The sequence below is a fragment of the Pseudomonas sp. PGPPP1 genome, from assembly GCF_002255865.1.
In the GTDB taxonomy this organism is placed as follows: Bacteria; Pseudomonadota; Gammaproteobacteria; order Pseudomonadales; family Pseudomonadaceae; genus Aquipseudomonas; species Aquipseudomonas cremoris.
Genome location: NZ_NKIG01000001.1, coordinates 23,144 through 40,103 on the forward strand (window position 1 = coordinate 23,144; position 16,960 = coordinate 40,103).

The 16,960-nt window shown below is 61.1% G+C and carries 21 protein-coding genes; 6 read left to right on the forward strand and 15 right to left on the reverse strand.

Annotation, left to right across the window (positions count from 1 at the left end; translation table 11 throughout):
- Nucleotides 1-80: 80 nt before the first annotated feature.
- The 5 genes from CFE47_RS00105 to tusD are packed head-to-tail and all read right to left on the reverse strand — an operon-like array spanning nt 81 to nt 2,433.
- Nucleotides 81-1,082, reverse strand: a complete 1,002-nt coding sequence (locus CFE47_RS00105; protein WP_286834931.1) for a glycosyl transferase family protein — start codon at nt 1,080-1,082, stop codon at nt 81-83.
- Nucleotides 1,079-1,414 carry a TusE/DsrC/DsvC family sulfur relay protein gene (locus CFE47_RS00110; RefSeq protein ID WP_185706675.1) on the reverse strand — a complete coding sequence of 112 codons (336 nt, stop codon included), beginning with the start codon at nt 1,412-1,414 and terminating at the stop codon, nt 1,079-1,081. Before CFE47_RS00110 ends, CFE47_RS00105 begins: the two co-directional genes overlap by 4 nt.
- Nucleotides 1,411-1,689 (reverse strand): sulfurtransferase complex subunit TusB, encoded by a 279-nt coding sequence (gene tusB / locus CFE47_RS00115; RefSeq protein WP_185706677.1) that lies wholly within the window; start codon nt 1,687-1,689, stop codon nt 1,411-1,413. The genes CFE47_RS00110 and tusB overlap by 4 nt, the downstream gene beginning before the upstream one ends.
- Nucleotides 1,689-2,039: a sulfurtransferase complex subunit TusC gene (gene tusC / locus CFE47_RS00120; protein ID WP_185706679.1), complete on the reverse strand. Its 351-nt coding sequence runs from the start codon at nt 2,037-2,039 to the stop codon at nt 1,689-1,691. The genes tusB and tusC overlap by 1 nt, the downstream gene beginning before the upstream one ends.
- Before the next feature lies 1 nt (nt 2,040).
- Nucleotides 2,041-2,433 (reverse strand): sulfurtransferase complex subunit TusD, encoded by a 393-nt coding sequence (gene tusD, locus CFE47_RS00125; protein ID WP_286834933.1) that lies wholly within the window; start codon nt 2,431-2,433, stop codon nt 2,041-2,043.
- Nucleotides 2,434-2,590: 157 nt separating this feature from the next.
- Between tusD and CFE47_RS00130 the strand changes: the two genes are divergently transcribed.
- Nucleotides 2,591-3,754, forward strand: a complete 1,164-nt coding sequence (locus CFE47_RS00130) for a CaiB/BaiF CoA transferase family protein (RefSeq protein WP_286834935.1) — start codon at nt 2,591-2,593, stop codon at nt 3,752-3,754.
- Nucleotides 3,755-3,859: 105 nt separating this feature from the next.
- Here the strand turns inward: CFE47_RS00130 and CFE47_RS00135 are convergent, their stop codons facing one another.
- Together CFE47_RS00135 and CFE47_RS00140 are read right to left on the reverse strand one after the other, a co-directional pair.
- Nucleotides 3,860-4,354, reverse strand: a complete 495-nt coding sequence (locus CFE47_RS00135; protein ID WP_185706685.1) for a SprT family zinc-dependent metalloprotease — start codon at nt 4,352-4,354, stop codon at nt 3,860-3,862.
- Between the two features lie 129 nt (nt 4,355-4,483).
- Entirely contained in the window at nt 4,484-5,086 is a 603-nt protein-coding gene (locus CFE47_RS00140) for a Yip1 family protein (RefSeq protein WP_185706687.1), read from the reverse strand.
- A 362-nt stretch (nt 5,087-5,448) separates the two neighbouring features.
- Between CFE47_RS00140 and ttcA the strand changes: the two genes are divergently transcribed.
- Both ttcA and CFE47_RS00150 read left to right on the forward strand, forming a co-directional pair.
- Nucleotides 5,449-6,273 (forward strand): tRNA 2-thiocytidine(32) synthetase TtcA, encoded by an 825-nt coding sequence (ttcA, locus tag CFE47_RS00145; RefSeq protein WP_185706689.1) that lies wholly within the window; start codon nt 5,449-5,451, stop codon nt 6,271-6,273.
- Between the two features lie 67 nt (nt 6,274-6,340).
- Complete coding sequence (locus CFE47_RS00150) at nt 6,341-7,012, forward strand: DNA-3-methyladenine glycosylase I (RefSeq protein ID WP_185706691.1); 672 nt, start codon at nt 6,341-6,343, stop codon at nt 7,010-7,012.
- A gap of 95 nt (nt 7,013-7,107) precedes the next feature.
- Here CFE47_RS00150 and CFE47_RS00155 read toward each other — a convergent pair whose 3' ends face one another.
- From CFE47_RS00155 to arsC, 3 genes are read right to left on the reverse strand one after another with little or no spacing between them, the layout of a single operon-like run.
- Nucleotides 7,108-7,524, reverse strand: a complete 417-nt coding sequence (locus tag CFE47_RS00155) for a DUF2069 domain-containing protein (protein ID WP_286834938.1) — start codon at nt 7,522-7,524, stop codon at nt 7,108-7,110.
- Nucleotides 7,508-8,122, reverse strand: coding sequence for an NAD(P)H:quinone oxidoreductase (gene wrbA / locus CFE47_RS00160; RefSeq protein ID WP_185706695.1), 615 nt, complete (start codon nt 8,120-8,122; stop codon nt 7,508-7,510). Before wrbA ends, CFE47_RS00155 begins: the two co-directional genes overlap by 17 nt.
- Nucleotides 8,119-8,472 carry an arsenate reductase (glutaredoxin) gene (arsC, locus tag CFE47_RS00165; protein WP_286834940.1) on the reverse strand — a complete coding sequence of 118 codons (354 nt, stop codon included), beginning with the start codon at nt 8,470-8,472 and terminating at the stop codon, nt 8,119-8,121. Before arsC ends, wrbA begins: the two co-directional genes overlap by 4 nt.
- A gap of 115 nt (nt 8,473-8,587) precedes the next feature.
- Between arsC and CFE47_RS00170 the strand changes: the two genes are divergently transcribed.
- On the forward strand, nt 8,588-9,049 hold the full coding sequence (locus CFE47_RS00170) for a TlpA family protein disulfide reductase (RefSeq protein WP_286834942.1): 462 nt from the start codon (nt 8,588-8,590) through the stop codon (nt 9,047-9,049).
- 117 nt (nt 9,050-9,166) lie between these two features.
- Here the strand turns inward: CFE47_RS00170 and CFE47_RS00175 are convergent, their stop codons facing one another.
- The 4 genes from CFE47_RS00175 to CFE47_RS00190 all read right to left on the reverse strand — a co-directional run bounded on the left by CFE47_RS00175 (nt 9,167) and on the right by CFE47_RS00190 (nt 14,047).
- On the reverse strand, nt 9,167-9,571 hold the full coding sequence (locus tag CFE47_RS00175) for an META domain-containing protein (RefSeq protein WP_286834944.1): 405 nt from the start codon (nt 9,569-9,571) through the stop codon (nt 9,167-9,169).
- Nucleotides 9,568-10,008, reverse strand: coding sequence for a hypothetical protein (locus CFE47_RS00180; RefSeq protein ID WP_286834946.1), 441 nt, complete (start codon nt 10,006-10,008; stop codon nt 9,568-9,570). Before CFE47_RS00180 ends, CFE47_RS00175 begins: the two co-directional genes overlap by 4 nt.
- 71 nt (nt 10,009-10,079) lie before the next feature.
- Nucleotides 10,080-11,069 carry a 2-hydroxyacid dehydrogenase gene (locus CFE47_RS00185; protein WP_286834948.1) on the reverse strand — a complete coding sequence of 330 codons (990 nt, stop codon included), beginning with the start codon at nt 11,067-11,069 and terminating at the stop codon, nt 10,080-10,082.
- A 224-nt stretch (nt 11,070-11,293) separates the two neighbouring features.
- Entirely contained in the window at nt 11,294-14,047 is a 2,754-nt protein-coding gene (locus CFE47_RS00190) for a response regulator (RefSeq protein WP_286834950.1), read from the reverse strand.
- A 205-nt stretch (nt 14,048-14,252) separates the two neighbouring features.
- Between CFE47_RS00190 and CFE47_RS00195 the strand changes: the two genes are divergently transcribed.
- Nucleotides 14,253-14,981 (forward strand): response regulator transcription factor, encoded by a 729-nt coding sequence (locus CFE47_RS00195; RefSeq protein ID WP_185706707.1) that lies wholly within the window; start codon nt 14,253-14,255, stop codon nt 14,979-14,981.
- Nucleotides 14,968-16,338 (forward strand): HAMP domain-containing sensor histidine kinase, encoded by a 1,371-nt coding sequence (locus CFE47_RS00200; RefSeq protein WP_286834952.1) that lies wholly within the window; start codon nt 14,968-14,970, stop codon nt 16,336-16,338. The genes CFE47_RS00195 and CFE47_RS00200 overlap by 14 nt, the downstream gene beginning before the upstream one ends.
- Nucleotides 16,339-16,341: 3 nt before the next feature.
- On the opposite strand, the gene CFE47_RS00205 is transcribed toward CFE47_RS00200, so the two are convergent.
- The gene (locus CFE47_RS00205) at nt 16,342-16,857 is read right to left on the reverse strand and encodes a DUF2062 domain-containing protein (protein WP_286834954.1); all 516 of its coding nucleotides are present in this window, start codon (nt 16,855-16,857) and stop codon (nt 16,342-16,344) included.
- Nucleotides 16,858-16,960 lie beyond the last annotated feature (103 nt).

The window sequence follows — 16,960 nt, forward strand, 5'->3', positions numbered from 1 at the left end:
CCTCAACTAATAAGCGTTGGAGACCAGTCTAAAGGGATGAGTTCGATTTAAAAGCGCAAAGACTACGGGTGAATTATCGACTAAATCGATTTGTTCCGCGCATCCCAGTATTGCTGGGCCAAAACGAATGCTTGCTCACGTGGATGACCAAGACCGCGCAGTGTCAGCGCCATGGTGGCGATCAGGGCCAATTGTGGGTAGCTGTCCTCTACATCGCCACGCCACAGCGCTTTCAAATGCTCAGGCTCCAACGCAGCCGGTTTGACGTGGCGCTGGGCCGATAGGGCGGGCCATTCTTCATCCCAGCTTTCGCCGCCTGTGGTGCCGTACAGATGGCTTGCAGAGTCGGGGTTGATCTCGATTTCGCCGCCGTCGCCTTTCACCACAATCACGTTGTCACCCAGCAAGCCGCTGGCATCTCGGTGCACGCCCTGGTAACCCGGGTGGAAAATGCTTTGCAAGCCAAGACGCGCATTCAGCGGGTTAAGCAGGCGCGCCAGGGAGTGGATTGGTGAACGTAAGCCCAGGGTGTTGCGCAGGTCGATCATGCGTTGCAGTTGTGGTGCCCAGTCGCCCAGCGGGATAAACGCCAGGTTGCCGTGCTCAAAGGCACTTTCGACCTGCTGCCAGTTACGGCACAGCGGGATCTGCAAACCTTCCAGCAATTGCTCGGTGTATAGCCGACCCGCCGTGTGTGCCCCGCCGCCGTGCAGGAGGATGCGCACACCATTTTGTGCCAGGCACTTGGCTGCCAGCAGGTACCACGGCAGATGGCGTTTCTTGCCGGCGTAGGTTGGCCAGTCGACATCCACATTCAGCGCCGGCGCGTTGAGGCGTTCGCGCACGGCTTCGGTGAAGCCGGCGAGTTCTTCCGGGCTTTCTTCCTTGTGGCGCAGCAGCATCAGGAAGGCGCCGAGCTGGGTGTCTTCGACTTTCTCGTCGAGCAGCATGCCCATGGCTTCGCGGGCTTCCTCACGCGTGAGGTTGCGCGCGCCGCGCTTGCCTTTGCCCAGGATGCGCACGAACTGCGCAAAGGGGTGCTCGGCGGGAGTTTCTAGGGTCAGCGGGGCAAAGTCGGTCATAAGCAATTCGTCGGCCTGGGCAGGCCCGCCAGCTTGGCGGCGAGTTTGGCGGGAGTGCCGTTGAACAGTTTGTTGAGGTGCAGGCTGTTGCCTTTTTCCGGGCCCAGCTTCAAGGCGGTGTACTTGATCAGCGGGCGGGTGGCCGGGGACAGCTGGAATTCGGCGTAGAAGCCGCGCAGCAGGTCGAGGATTTCCCAGTGGTCGGGCGTCAACGCCAGCGGTTCGGCGGCGGCCAGTGCGTTGGCGACCTCGACGGACCAGTCGTTCAAGTCGACGAGGTAGCCGTCTTTGTCCAGCTCATAGGTGCGTTCGCCTACGGTCAAGGTGTTCATAGCCAGCTGTTGACCTTGTCGTAGTCGAGCGACAGTTGCACGAAACCTGGGTAGTCCACGCTGTCGGCCCAGTCCGGTAAGGGCAGGTTGCGCGCCTGCATGTCTTCGGCCAGCACAAACACCTTCACGCCCTTGGTGTGTAGGGCGGGGGCGTGCAGCCCGTAGGCGCCGTCGCCGCACAGCAGGATCGCGTCCTCGGCGCCGCAGATACGCAGGCAGCTGTCGAGGCGGCTGTCGGAAAACGGCGAGTGAGACACCACATGTAAAGTCGACATCAGAGGGTAATCACCTGGTCGTAGCGGTCAATCAATTGGGAAATAGCCTCGTTGCTCAACGGTTGCGCCTCGGTCGGTGGCGTCAAGCCACGCACGGCCATGCTGTGGCGGCAGACAAATACATCATCGATGCCGAACAGCCCCAAGGCCTGCAGGTTGGCGCTGAGGTCCTTTTGTTGCACGGCCTTGGCGTTCTGGTGCGGCGCGAGTTGGAACACGCCGTCATCCAAAAACAGCAAGCCGATCGGCAGGTCAAACGCGCCGCCGGCCAGCACGATATCCAGCGCTTCGCGCGCACTCGGCCCGGACCATGGCGCCTGGCGGCTGATCACCAATAAGGATTTGGACATTTCACGGCCCTCCAAAACAGATCAGGCGGTCGGCCGTTTGGGCGGCGTCGTGCAATTGGCCGAGGCCCGACAACGCCCACGGCGCCTGCAGGTTCACCGCGCTGCGTTGGTAGCGCGTGGCCTCTTCGGCATTGAGCACGCCACGGCGCAAGGCCGCGGCAATGCACACCACGCCATCAAGCTGATGCTGGCTGACAAACTCACGCCACTGGCGGGCGATATCTTGCTCATCTTGGGGCGCTACGACGTTGTTGGACGCGCTGTACACGCCATCCTGATAAAAAAACAACCGCACAATCTCATGCCCGCCGGCCAACGCCGCCTGGGCAAATAGCAAGGCGCGGCGCGAGGAGGGCGCATGGGCGGCGGAAAACAGGGCTATCGCAAACTTCATGGAACACTCTGCAAGTAAACGTGGGGCAATGATAAAGCCGCCGCCACGAAAAAGCCCGCCGTGATCAAAACGGTCACCGTTGCTGAGCGTTCTGACGATTGCCGGTAGGCGCAAGGCTGCCTAGTCTGTGGGCAATCGAAACGGAATTGGAGTGCCCATGTCAGGTCCCTTGGCGTCCCTCAAAGTGCTGGATTTTTCCACCTTGCTGCCCGGCCCGTTTGCATCATTGATGCTGGCAGACATGGGCGCCGAGGTATTGCGCATCGAATCGCCTACGCGCATGGACCTGCTGCGCGTGTTGCCGCCCCATGACCGAGGGATTTCGGCGAGCCATGCCTACCTCAATCGCAATAAGCGCAGTTTGGCACTGGACCTCAAGCAGGCTGAGGCGTTGGAGGTTGTACGAGCGCTGGTTAAAGACTACGACATCGTGCTCGAACAGTTTCGACCCGGTGTGATGGAGCGGCTGGGGTTGGGCTATGAGGCGCTGAAGGCGATCAATCCCAGGCTGATTTATGTGTCGATCACCGGTTACGGTCAGACCGGCCCCTACAAAGACCGCGCCGGGCACGATATCAACTACCTGGCACTGGCCGGCGTGGCCAGCTACACCGGGCGCCAGGACAGCGGGCCGGTGCCGCTGGGCGTGCAATTGGCGGATGTGGGCGGTGGTTCGTTGCATGCGGTGGTGGGATTGCTGGCGGCGGTCATTGCGAGGCAGCAGAGCGGGCTAGGGCAGTACCTGGATGTGAGCATGACCGACTGCTCATTCAGCTTGAACGCCATGGTGGGGGCGGGCTACCTAGCGTGTGGCGTGGAGCCGGTGCGCGAGGGGCATGTGTTAAACGGCGGCAGTTTCTACGATTACTACCGGACGCGGGACGGGCGTTGGATGTCGGTTGGCAGCCTGGAGCCTGTGTTTATGCAGCAACTCTGCACGGCATTGGGGCGTCCGGAGTTAGCGGCGCAGGGCTTGGCGCCCGAGCTCAAGGTTGCGCTGCAAGTCGAGTTCGAAAAGCGCAGCTTCGATGAGCTGTGTGAGCTGTTTTCGGGGGTGGATGCCTGTGTCGAGCCGGTGTTGAGCTTGAGCGAGGCGGTGGAGCATCCGCAGCTTAAAGCCCGCGAACTGATCAGTCAGGTGCCCAGTGGGGATGGTTCGACGCAGGCACAATTGGCCTGTCCGTTGAAATTCTCGCAAGGTTTGCCGGAACCACGGCATATCGGGGTTGCCGTGGGGGCGCACAGTGATGAGGTGTTGGCGCAGTTGGGGTTCAGTGCTCAGCGGATAGCGGAGTTGCGGCGTGCCAAAGTAGTTGGGTAGTGCCTGGACTGGCGCTATCGCAGGCAAGCCAGCTCCCACATTCGACCGCGTTGTCAGGTTGATCACCGATCAAATGTGGGAGCGGGCTTGCTCGCGAAGGGGCCCTCACTCCACCCGAGTTTCCCCAGTGAACACCAACGTCTGTCGACACCGCCGACACAAATACCGCCGCCCCTGACCCACCAGCCCATGGCGCTGCGACGAAAACGGAAAGTCACTGTCCGCACACGGGCATCGGTAGATATAGCGGGTCACCTGGCGGCGCTTCACTTCATAGGTATGACAACGGTCCGGCGGCAGTTCGTAAACCCCGCGCATGATCAATTGCCATTCCTCGCCATGGGGCTGGATGCGCTCGCCAAACAATTGGTGGGCGATCAAGTGCGCCACTTCATGGGCCACGGTCTGTTTCAGGAAGTGCTGGCTGTTTTCACGGTACAACTGTGGGTTGAAACGCAGCAGGTTCTCGTGCAAATGCGCGACACCGGCCTTCTGGCCCCGCAGCTTGAGGCTGACCTGGGGGCGTTTGAAGCTTCGTTTGAAAAAGGATTCGGCTTGCAGGAAACAATCTTCGACGCGGGTATTGAGTTGCTCGGGCATGCTGACCATATCTCCAGAGACCCCCAGTATGCCGCAAAACCAGGTGTTTCCGAATCTGTCAGGCGCCGAATGGTCATGCACAACGCACAAAGCCACCTTGCGGTGGCCTTGCTCACTGATTAAAACCGTTTAGTTGGTGTAGATCGGCCCTACGCCCAGGCCCCAGACAATCACCGTGAACGCCATGATTGCCACCAGTACAACCAGGCCCACGGCGAGTACTGAACTGGAAAACAGGAAACCTTCGTCCGGATCAATGTTCATGAAGGTCGGCAGCCCCACATACAACAGGTACACCGTGTAGCAAATCGCCGCTGTGCCGACGACCATGCCCAGCCACATATGCGGATACAGCGCCGCCAGCCCGCCGATAAACAGCGGTGTGGCGGTGTAGGTGGCGAACGCCACGCAACGCGACATGCTGGGGTTGGCGTCGTAAGTGCGGGCCATCCAGTGAATGAACGCGCCCATCACCGCTACGCCGCCGAGCATGGCTGCGTACGACATGATGGTCATCCACAGTGCGCTTTCCTGGGTCAGCATCACGGGCGCGCGACTGCCGATGACCCAGCCGACCTGGGTGGTACCGATAAAGGCTGATACGGCGGGGATCGCCGCGAGAATCAGGGTGTGAGTGAGGTACATGTGGCCGATGCTTTCTTCTTTATCGCCACGGATTTCCCGCCATTCCTGGTCGGGATGGGTAAACAGCCCCACGACGTGATGGATCATGCCAGTCACTCCTGTCGTTATTACCATCGCCCCCCATCGGAGCGCCCACGGGCCAATTGGCCTGAAAGGTCTGGATATATGTGCGACCTCAAGTCGCAGTATAGGAAGGGATGGCCGGAATAACTGTAGGGTCTTTAGAGCAAATTGCGCTGTAAATAGTGGGGCTAATCGCGGTGAGGACTGTCAGGTACGACTGGGTAGAGGTGGGAGCTGGCTTGCCTGCGATAGCGGTGGGTCTGTTTATCTATTCGGTTCTGATAGGCCGCAATCGCAGGCGAGCCAGCTCCCACAATGGAACTTGGCCAACCTTACCGGTAAAATGCCCCGCTTTTCGTCACACACCTCCAGCGGATCCAAGCGCCATGGGCACTCTTACGGTCAACCAGAACAAACTGCAAAAACGCCTGCGCCGCCTGGCCGGTGAGGCGGTCGCCGACTTCAACATGATCGAGGACGGCGACAAGGTCATGGTCTGCCTCTCCGGCGGCAAAGACAGCTACACCATGCTCGACGTGCTGTTGCACCTGCAAAAGGTCGCACCGATCAAGTTCGAGATCGTTGCCGTGAACATGGACCAGAAACAACCCGGTTTTCCCGAGCACGTGTTGCCGGCCTACCTCAAAGAATTGGGCGTCGAGTATCACATCGTCGAGAAAGACACCTATTCGGTGGTCAAGGAGCTGATTCCGGAGGGCAAGACCACCTGCTCGCTGTGCTCGCGCCTGCGCCGTGGCACGCTCTACACCTTTGCGGATGAAATTGGCGCGACCAAGATGGCCCTGGGGCATCATCGCGACGACATCGTCGAGACCTTCTTCTTGAATATGTTCTTCAACGGCTCCCTCAAGGCCATGCCGCCCAAGCTGCGCGCCGATGATGGGCGCAACGTGGTGATCCGCCCGTTGGCGTATTGCAACGAGAAGGACATCCAGGCCTACTCCGACCTAAAGCAATTCCCGATCATCCCGTGCAACCTGTGCGGCTCTCAAGAGAACCTGCAGCGCCAGGTGGTCAAGGAAATGCTGGTGGATTGGGAGCGCAAGACGCCTGGCCGTACCGAAAGCATCTTCCGCAGCCTGCAGAACGTGATCCCGTCGCAATTGGCCGACCGCAACCTGTTTGACTTCACCAGCCTCAAGATCGATGAGAGCGCCGCGTCGCGCTTCGTCAATGTAGTGAACCTCTAAGGTTCTTCAACGCTCTGAAAGACGGCGCTCATGGGCGCCGTTTTCATTTGAATCCCCAGGAGAGGGCATGCGCGATTACAAGTGGCTGCACGAATATTGTCTGAACCGCTTCGGTTCGGCGGCCGAGTTGGAAGCCCACCTGCCTGTGCCGAACACCCCGGCGCAATTGCGCAAGATCAGTGATGATCGCTATTTGTCGACCCTGGCTCTGCGGGTGTTTCGCGCGGGGCTCAAACACAGCGTGGTCGACGCCAAGTGGCCGGCGTTCGAGCAGGTATTTTTCGGCTTCGACCCGGAGAAAGTCGTGCTGATGGGCGCCGAGCACCTGGAGCGATTGATGCAGGACACGCGCATCATCCGCCATTTGGGCAAACTCAAGAGCGTGCCGCGCAATGCGCAGATGATCCTGGACATCGCCCAGGAGAAGGGCAGCTTCGGTGCCTTCATTGCCGACTGGCCAGTGACCGACATCGTCGGGTTGTGGAAGTACCTGAGCAAACACGGCCACCAACTGGGAGGGCTGTCGGCGCCGCGCTTTTTGCGCATGGTGGGCAAGGACACGTTTGTGCCGAGCTATGACGTGGTGGCGGCGTTGAACGCGCAGAAGATCGTCGACAAGGCGCCTACCAGCTTGCGGGATTTGGCGACGGTGCAGGGCGCATTCAACCAGTGGCACGCCGAGAGTGGACGGCCGATGTGCCAGTTGTCGATGATGCTGGCTTACACCGTGAATCATTGAGACCGGGGTGATCCTATCGCAGGCAAGCCAGCTCCCACATTTGAAAGGCGACACGGTTCAAAATGTGGGAGCTGGCTTGCCTGCGATGGCGGTCGTTAGGCCGCCACAGGTTCCGCCAACCGCCGATTGAGCTGATGCCGCCACCGCACATACAGCAGCGCCGTACAAAACACCGCCAGGCTCGCCAGCATCTCCAGCACCCCGAACCACTGCCGGTTCGGGTCATACGCCGCCAGCGCGCCCTTGATGAAGTACAGGTTCACCACGAAGCACATCCACGAGTGCCCACGTGCACTGCCCATCAGCATGCCCGGCGCCAGCACCAGCAGCGGCACCAGTTCGATCAGCAGGATCACCCACGGACGCGCGCCGTGCAGGTCGGCCACGAACAGGTAATACACGCACAACAAACCCACAAGGCCCAGAAACGCCAGCAGGCTTAACGCGCGCGCCACCTTGACCCGTGGCTCCAGCCACGCCTGGGGTGGCAGGACCTTAGGCTTCCTGGCCACGGCCACCCTCCAGCAGGGTAGCGGTGTTCGCCAAGCGCAAGCCGAGGGCGCGACACAGGGCGATTTCGTGTTGGTCGAGCATGCGCTTACCGTCAGGCCCGGAGTGGTGACTGGCGCCGTAAGGCGTGCCGCCGCCCTTGGTGTCGAGCAGGGCTTGTTCGCTGTAGGGCAGGCCGGTGATCAGCATGCCGTGGTGCAGCAGCGGCAGCAGCATCGACATCAGCGTGGTTTCCTGGCCACCGTGCAGGCTGGCGGTGGAAGTGAACACGCCCGCGGGTTTACCGACGAGGGCGCCGGTCAGCCACAGGTTGCTGGTGCCATCAAGAAAGTACTTGAGCGGTGCGGCCATGTTACCGAAGCGGGTCGGGCTGCCCAGGGCCAGTCCCGAGCAGTGTTTCAAGTCGTCCAGGCTGGCGTACAGCGCACCCTCGTCCGGGATGCTCGGCGCCACGGCTTCGCACTCGGTGGAAATCGCCGGCACAGTGCGCAGGCGTGCTTCCATCCCGCCTTGCTCGATGCCCCGGGCAATCTGCCGGGCCATTTCGCTTACCGAGCCATTGCGGCTGTAATACAGCACCAATACATATGGCGTAGTCACGGCAGGATCTCCAGCACGTTTTCCGGCGGACGACCAATGATCGCTTTATCGGCGGTTTCAAGGATCGGACGTTCCATCAACTTGGGATGCTCGGCGAGGGCGGCGATCAATTGCGCTTCGCTGAGGCTGGTGTCGGCCAGGTTGAGCGTCTTGTATTCGTCTTCACCGGTGCGCAGCAATTGGCGGGCGCTGATGCCCAGCTTGGCGAGCAAGGCCTTTAATTGCGTGGCATCCAGCGGGGTTTCCAGGTAGCGCACCACGGTTGGAGTGAGGCCGCGGGCTTCGAGCAGTTCCAGCGCACCGCGGGATTTCGAGCAGCGCGGGTTGTGATAAAGCGTCAGATCGGTCATGTGCGGGTCGCATCTTGCGTAAGGTGGCGGGTATTCTACCCGCGCTGCGACCCGTCCTTAAACCGTAAGAGGCGATAGGTCGCAGCCAACGTTCATTTTTACGAAGGATTACCCCATGACTAGGCGACTGATCGGTGCATTGGCGATCATCACAACCCTGCTGCTCAGCGGCTGCGGCAACGACTACGGTGTTGACCAATACGGCAAGAAAGTAGCGGCCGAACGTCTGGATAAACAGTGGGTGGTGGTCAATTACTGGGCCGAGTGGTGTGGCCCGTGCCGCACGGAAATCCCTGAGCTCAACGCGTTGGCGGAACAGTTGAAAGGGCAGAACGTGGGTGTGTTTGGCGTCAACTTCGACAATGTGCAGGGTGAAGAGCTGAAGGCGGCCAGTGAGAAACTGGGTATCAAGTTCACCGTGCTGGCGCAGAACCCGGAAGAGATTTTTGATATTCCCCGCAGCGAAGCGCTGCCGGTGACTTACATCATTGATGACAAGGGCAAGGTGCGCGAGCAGTTGATGGGCGAGCAGACGGCGGAAGGCGTTTTGGCCAAAATCAAGGCCTTGCGCGGATAAACATGTGGGAGCTGGCTTGCCTGCGATGCGAGCGGTGCGGTGTATCAGGTACACCGCACAGATGTCATCGCAGGCAAGCCAGCTCCCACAGAAAAGCCAGACCACTCTGAGGGTGGATTAGCCTTCTTCAAGCCACAAGCGAATCGGTTTGCCTTCTGCCGGCCAGAAACGCGTCTGCTCGATCGGCGAAATATCCCAGCGCTCTACGCCTTGCAGCGCCTGGAAGAAGCGATGTTCCTGCTCCATCAACGCCTCGGCGCAAAGCTTGCGGGTGCTGCCGATTTTGCCGAAGCTGAGCTTGTCGCCGTCGACGGTGTACGGTGCGAACCAATGGTTGCAGCCGCCATTGCCGTAGGCGCGGCCATCAGCACCGAGGGTAACGGTGAGGTGCGCGTAATCCATCAGCGGCCGTTCACCAATCCATTCCACCACGTAGCTGTGATCCTGCTTGAGCTTGACCGCATCGCTGGCGCAACCGGTGAGGCCGGCACCTAGGGCGGCGAGCAGAAGCAGGCCTTTCATTGGGCGGCCTTCTGGCATTTCGGGCAACGGTGTTTGTCGCCTTCGCTGGCCCAGCCCAACTCTTTGATACGTGCGTTGGCCGCCGGTTGCAGCGGTTCCTTGGTCAGTTTGGTTTCCACCGCGAATTCAAACTCCAGTACGCTGTCGCAGCTGTCGCAATTGACTTTCCAGGTGTGAATTTCCAACTCGCCGAATTTCGGCCCTTGGGCCATGGCGACCCACTGGCCCATTGGGCGGATGGAGTAGCGCGCGTCACCTTCGACGGTGAGGCGCATCGACAGGGTTTTACTGCCACGCAGGGTGACGATCAAGACGTCGCCATGTTTGATCGAACCACCGTTGCCGGTGACCTGGTAACGGCCCGGCACCAAGGCGCGGCATTCGATCAGGGTGTGTTGCGGGCTCAGCAAGCTGAAGCGGAAGTCGTGTTCGGCCATGGGTCCTCCAAATAGGCGCGGCATCCTATCACGGGTGCCCGCCTATCATGAGCCTGGTATGTGACCGCTGATCATCCTTCGACCAGGTTCTGCGCCCGGCCATCAGCCCATGCGGCAATGTTCGCCAGCGTGGTGCCGGCGATTGCTCCCAGGGCCTCGCGGGTCAGGAACGCCTGGTGGGCGGTGATGATCACGTTGGGGAATGTCAGCAGGCGCGCGAGCACATCGTCCTGCAAGGGCAGGTCGGAGCGGTCTTCGAAGAACAGTTGGGCTTCTTCCTCATACACATCCAACCCCAGGTAGCCGAGCTGGCCGTCCTTGAGCGCTTCGATCAGTGCGGGGGTATCGACCAGGCCGCCGCGCCCGGTGTTGATCAGCATTGCGCCAGGTTGCATATGGGCCAGGGAACGGGCGTTGACCAGGTGCTTGCTGTCGGCGGTGAGCGGGCAGTGCAGGCTGATGATCTGCGCCTGGGCCAGCAGTTCCGGCAGGCTTACGTAGCGTGCGCCGAGGGCCAGTACCTGCGGGTTGGGGAAGGGGTCGTAGGCCAGCAACTGGCAGCCGAAGCCGGCCATGATCTTGGCAAATGTGGCGCCGATCTGCCCGGTGCCGACTACGCCGACAGTCTTGCCCACCAGATCGAAACCGGTGAGGCCGTGCAGGCTGAAATCACCGTCGCGGGTTCGGTTGTAAGCGCGATGCAGGCGGCGGTTGAGCGCCAGGATCAGCGCCACCGCGTGTTCGGCCACCGCGTGGGGCGAGTAGGCCGGGACGCGCACGATGGTCAGGCCCAGGCGCTTGGCGGCGGCCAGGTCGACATGGTTGTAGCCCGCCGAGCGCAGGGCGATCAGCCGTGTGCCGCCGTTGGCCAGGTGTTCCAGCACCGGGGCGCTGAGGTCGTCATTGATAAAGGGGCAGACTACCTCGTGGTTTTCGGCCAGGGCAACGGTGTCGAGGTTGAGCCGGGCCGGCTGGAATTGCAGCTCTACGCCAGGTGGCAGTGGCTCGCCGAGGAAGCTGTCGCGGTCGTAGGTTTGGCTGCTGAATAGAATTACGCGCATTGAAAAGCTCCCTGCAATTAACAATTTAGAAACACGGAATCCGGAAGGTTGGATTGCGCTGTTGTAGTGAGCGGGCTTGCCCCGCGCTGGGGGGCGAAGCCGCCCTAAACCCAGGCACCTCGGTTTTACTGAAATACCGCGGCGACTCGATTGGGGCGGCTTCGCCCCCCAGCGCGGGGCGAGCCCGCTCACTACAAGGGGTCGTCTTCGATTGGTGATGGGGCTCAGGCGCTGACCCGCGCTTCACTGGCCAACCGGGTGATGGCAATGTCCAGTTCGTCCAGCGCACTCAGGGCCTTGGCGTCGTCCTGCTTGAGCAGGGTTTCGGCTCGTTGGCAGGCGGCGCGAAGCTGCGGCACGCCACAGTAGCGCGTGGCGCCGTGCAGGCGGTGCACGCGTTCGATCAAGGCGTTGTTGTCGTTCGCGTCACGGGCGATGGCGATGGCCAGGCGATCGGCTTCCAGCGAGGCCAACAGCATGGCCAGCATGTCGGCGGCCAAGTCGGTCTTGCCGGCGGCCAGGCGCAGGCCTTCCTCGTGGTCCAGTACCGGCAATTGCACGCCAGGGCCCACGCCGTCGGCTGCTCGTTCCGGGCCTTGATTGCGCAGGGCCAGGCCGGTCCACTTCAGCACCACTTGGGCCAGTTGCCGTTCGCTGATGGGCTTGGTCAGGTAATCGTCCATGCCACTTTGCAGCAAGGCGCGTTTTTCGTTGGCCATGGCGTGCGCGGTCAGGGCAACCACTGGCAGCGGGGTGCCATCGCGCTCGCTTTCCCATAGGCGAATCGCCTCGGTGCTCTGGCGACCGTCCATGCCGGGCATCTGCACATCCATCAGCACCAGGTCGAAGGCGTCTTGCTTGACCGCGTCGACTGCCGCGTAACCGCTTTCCACCGCACGTACCCTGGCGCCCATGTCCTCCAGGAGCGTCTGTACCAGCAGCAGGTTTGCCGGGTTGTCATCCACGCACAGCACACGTGGCGCACGGCTGGACAGCGGCTCGCCGGGATCGCCGCGTGACGGGCGCGGGCTGATCAGGTCGGACAAGGCTCGGCGCAATTTGCGGGTACACGCCGGCTTGGCCTGCAACTGGCTGTTGGGGTTGGGCACAGACTGGTTGAACAGCATCTGTTCGGTGGTGGGGCACAGCACCAGCACCTTGCAGCCCAGGTGTTCGAGGTCCCACAGGTGTTGATTGAGGCGCTCGGGCGGAATGTCATTGGCGGTGACGCCGAGCACCGCCAGGTCGATGGCCTGGTCGGTCTGGTGGGCGCTGGTGATGCCATTGGTCAGGCTTTCCAGGCTGTTGAACGGTGTGACTTCCAGGCCACAGTCTTCCAACTGATGCTGCAGGGCCTGGCGCGCCAGTTCGTGGTTTTCCAGTACCGCCACGCGATGACCCAGTAGCGGCGCTGAGGGCAGGTCCTCGACGTCATCGCGGGTCTTGGGCAAGTTCAGGCTGATCCAGAACTCCGAGCCTTCGCCCGGTGTGCTGTCGACACCGATCTCACCGCCCATCTGCTCGATCAAACGTTTGGAGATCACCAAGCCCAGGCCCGTGCCGCCAGGTTGGCGCGACAGCGAGTTGTCGGCTTGGCTGAACGCCTGGAACAACGCGCGCACATCTTGGCTGGACAGGCCGATGCCGGTGTCCTGCACGCTGATGCGCAGTTGCACGCTGTCTTCTTGTTCGTCCTCGATCATCGCCCGCGCCACGATGGTGCCTTCGCGGGTGAACTTGATCGCATTGCTGATCAGGTTGGTGAGAATCTGCTTGAGGCGCAGCGGGTCGCCCACCAGCGCCAGAGGCGTGTCGCGATAGACCAGGCTCACCAGTTCCAGCTGCTTGGCATGGGCGGCGGGGGCCAGGATGGTCAGGGTGTCTTGCAGCAAGTCGCGCAGGTTGAAGGGAATACTGTCGAGCACCAGCTTGCCGGCCTCGATCTTCGAGAAATCGAGGATTTCATTGATGATGCCCAGCAGGTTGTCGGCGGATTTCTCGATGGTACCCAAGTAGTCGAGCTGGCGCGGTGTGAGTTCGCTTTTTTGCAGCAGGTGGGTAAATCCCAGGATGCCGTTGAGCGGGGTGCGGATTTCGTGGCTCATGTTAGCCAGGAACTCCGACTTGATGCGGCTGGCTTCCAGGGCCTCTTTGCGGGCCAGGTCCAGCTCGATGTTCTGGATCTCGATGGTTTCCAGGTTCTGGCGCACATCTTCAGTGGCCTGGTCGATGCTGTGCTGCAATTCTTCCTGGGCGTTCTGCAGGGTCTCGGCCATGCGGTTGATGCCCGAGGCGAGTTGGTCCAGTTCCTGGCTGCCCAAGGGTGGCAGGCGGGTTTCCAGGTTGCCGTCCTTGAGTTGGGCCACGGCTTGCTTGATCTGGCCAATCGGCGAATTGATGGTGCGGCTGATGCGCAGTGCCAGGGCCGCGGTGCAAACCAGGCCTATGGCAATCAGCAGCAGGCTGGCGAACAGGCTGCGGTAGCCGCGCAACAGCATGCCGTTGTGGGACAGCTCCACCTCGACCCAGCCAAGCAGGCGGTCGGCTTCATCCGGGATCAGTTCACCGGCAAGGTTGCGATGGCGACCGAACACCGGCAACAGGTAGCGCGTGGCGTCGTTGCCGGTGCGTTGCAGCAAGTGGGAACTGTTGCCAACGGGCGGCTGGTTGAGCATGGTGGGGCCCGCGTGGGCGAGGGCGCCTCGGTCTGGACCGAGGAATGACACCGCCCGTACGTCCTGTTGTTCCAGGGATTGGGTGGCGATGCGCTCCAGTAGATCGGTATTGCGCGCGCTCAGGGCGGGGGCCACCAGGGGAGCCAGTTGCTCGGAGATCATTTCGCCGCGTTGGAGGAGTTGAGCCTGCAATTCCGAGAGTTGCATCCAGGTGAAATAGCCCCCCAACAACAACGCCATCAGGCTGGTCGGTAATAAGGTCAGCAACAGTACGCGGCCTTTTATCCCCATTCTTCTAAGCACGCCACTCTCCTGCTACCACATTGTTATCGATGATTCGCCCGGGCATCCGGCCCGCGCCACCTGCGCAGTGTAGCCATTTGCGCGATGTGGAATCTTGCAAATTAATGACATACAACAATCTTCACGTCATTGGGAGCCCGATGGCGATTGCCTGTAGCGGGGTAATCTTGAATAATCGGCCACTGAGAATGACTTGCAGACGCTAATGAATCCCGCAGCAGTTGGCCAACCCAGTATCCTGACGATCGAAGATGACCCTGTGCTCGGCGCTTATGTCCATGAGCACCTTGGTCGCTGTGGCTTCGACGTGACGTGGTGCCAGAACGGCCAGCAAGGGCTGCAGATGGCGCGAGACCAGGCGTTCGACGTGGTGTTAATGGACATCCTGCTGCCGGGAATGGATGGCCTGTCGATCCTCACTCACCTGCGCCAGAGCCATTCGATCCCCGTTATCCTCATGTCGGCCCTGGGCGCCGAGGCGGATCGCGTCAGTGGCTTCCGCCTGGGCGCCGATGACTACCTGCCCAAGCCGTTCAGCATGATTGAGCTGCGGGTACGCATCGAGGCCATCTTGCGTCGTGTGGCCCTGGACCGGCGCCCGCTGCCGACCCTGGCGCCTGTGCGCGATGACACGCGCACCCTGCGCTTCGATGATGAACTGTGCGACGTCTTCCACCAGGAACACTGGGCCAACCTGACCCGCAGCGAATACCGCCTGCTCGAAACCCTGCATCGCAACAGTGATGAAGTCCTCAGCAAGGCCTTCCTTTATCAGCATGTGTTGCAACGTGGTTATGCCCCCCATGACCGCAGCCTCGACATGCATATCAGCCAAATCCGCCGCAAGCTCAAGGCCATCGGTTATAGCGAACGCGAAGTGCGCACCGTATGGGGCAAGGGCTATGTCCTGAGCGGTCTCGATGACGGCATTTAAGCGTCCCTTGAAGCGGTTACCGGGTAAGCACTCGTTATTCTGGAAGCTGGCGTGCCTGTTGATCGCGTTCTGCTTGCTGATGATCTGGCTGAGCTGGTCCTGGGGCCGGTACATGGAAGAGCAAAACGCGTATCTGGACAAGGAGGCGAGGGCTACCTTGAGTGGCTACGCCGTCAGCGCCGAGCAGGCCTGGAACCGAGGCGGTGCCGAAGGCGTTGATGCGTGGTTGCAGGCAATGCGTGCGCGGGAGAGCACGTGGATCGGTGTGATTGGCAATGATCTGCAATCGTTGAGCAACATTCCGCTGACCGATAGGGAAAGCCAGCGCCTGACCTTCCTGCGCGGCCTGGATTGGCCAGTGAGTCGGCACGCGAAGGGCTTGCCGTGGCTGAAGATTCCGTTTCCAGTGGACCCCAATGTGGGCTCGCTGGTTATCGAGCTGCCCCAGCGTTTCCTGCCGGGGCGCTACCAGTTGTTCTGGCGAGTGGTAACTAACGGCGTGATCCCCGGATTGTTCACCCTGTTGCTGTGCGTCGGCCTGTATCGGCTACTGATCATGCCGCTCAATCAGCTGCGCGAGCAGGCCAATGCCTGGCGCGCTGATCAATTGCATACGCGACTGTCCCATGACGCCACCAGCCGCCAGGATGAGTTGGGCGAGCTGGGGCGGGCTTTTGACCATATGTCCGAACGTTTGCAGGGCACCGTGGTGTTGCAGCAGCAATTGCTGCGGGACATGTCCCATGAATTGCGCACACCGTTGAGCCGCTTGCGGGTGGCCTGTGACAGTGAGCAAGACCTAGCCCAACTGCGTGAACGCCTCGGCCGCGAGATCGACGCCATGCAGCGCCTGGTGGAAGGCAGCCTGCAACTGGCCTGGTTGGACACCGAGCGTGCGCCGCTGCCCAAGGAGGACATTCAACTGCAGGCCCTCTGGGACATGCTGCGTGAGAACGCGTGTTTTGAAAGCGATTGGCCGGCATCGCGCTTACCGTGCCTGCTGGAAGCCGATTGTTGGGTGCGGGGCGACCTGAATACGCTGGCCCAGGCCCTGGAAAATATTCTGCGTAACGCCATACGCCATTCACCACCCAATGGCGTGGTGAGCCTGGACGGTCGGCGCGAAGGTGACCACTGGCACCTGTGGCTGGAAGATCAGGGCGGGGGAATTGCCGAACAGGACCTGGAGCGCATTTTTGCGCCTTTCACCCGTTTGGAGGGTTCCCGCCCTGGCGATGGCGGGTTTGGCCTGGGCTTGAGCATCGCCCGCAATGCGGTGCAACGTCAGGACGGCAATCTCTGGGCGGAAAATACCGGGCGCGGCCTGCGGGTTCATCTGCGACTGCCGGCTCGCTAGGCTTCAACCGCGACGCTGTTTGCGCTTCTTCCATTGATGCGCGACCCACCAGCGCCAATAGCCCATCGTCAGGCAATAGGCCAGCGCACCCAGCACCAGTCCGAGTGCCACTGAGCCCAGCAGGAACGGCTGCCACAAGGTGCTCAGTTGGCCGCTGATCCACTCCCAGGTCAGGTTGTCGGGCAGGCTGCGGGGCGGCACGTTCATCAGCCAGGCCCCGGTCATGTAAGTGCAGATAAATACTACCGGCATGGTGATCGGGTTGGTCAGCCACACCAGGCTGACGGCGATCGGCATGTTGCCGCGCACCACGATCGCGAGGATCGCCGCCAGCAACATCTGCAATGGAATCGGGATAAATGCCGCGAATAGCCCCACCGCCATGGCTCGCGCCACTGAGTGCCGGTTCAGGTGCCAGAGGTTCGGGTCATGCAGCAATGTGCCGAGAAACTGTAATGACTTGTGTTCCCGGATACTGCTGGGATCGGGCATGTACCGTTTGAATAAGCGCCGGGGCATAAGGGGTCCAGGTCAAATCGAGGGGCAAGTATGCCCGCATTCTATAAACAGAAAATTCAGACTTTGTGACAAAACATCATAGGCTGCGCCAGGCACCCAGCTA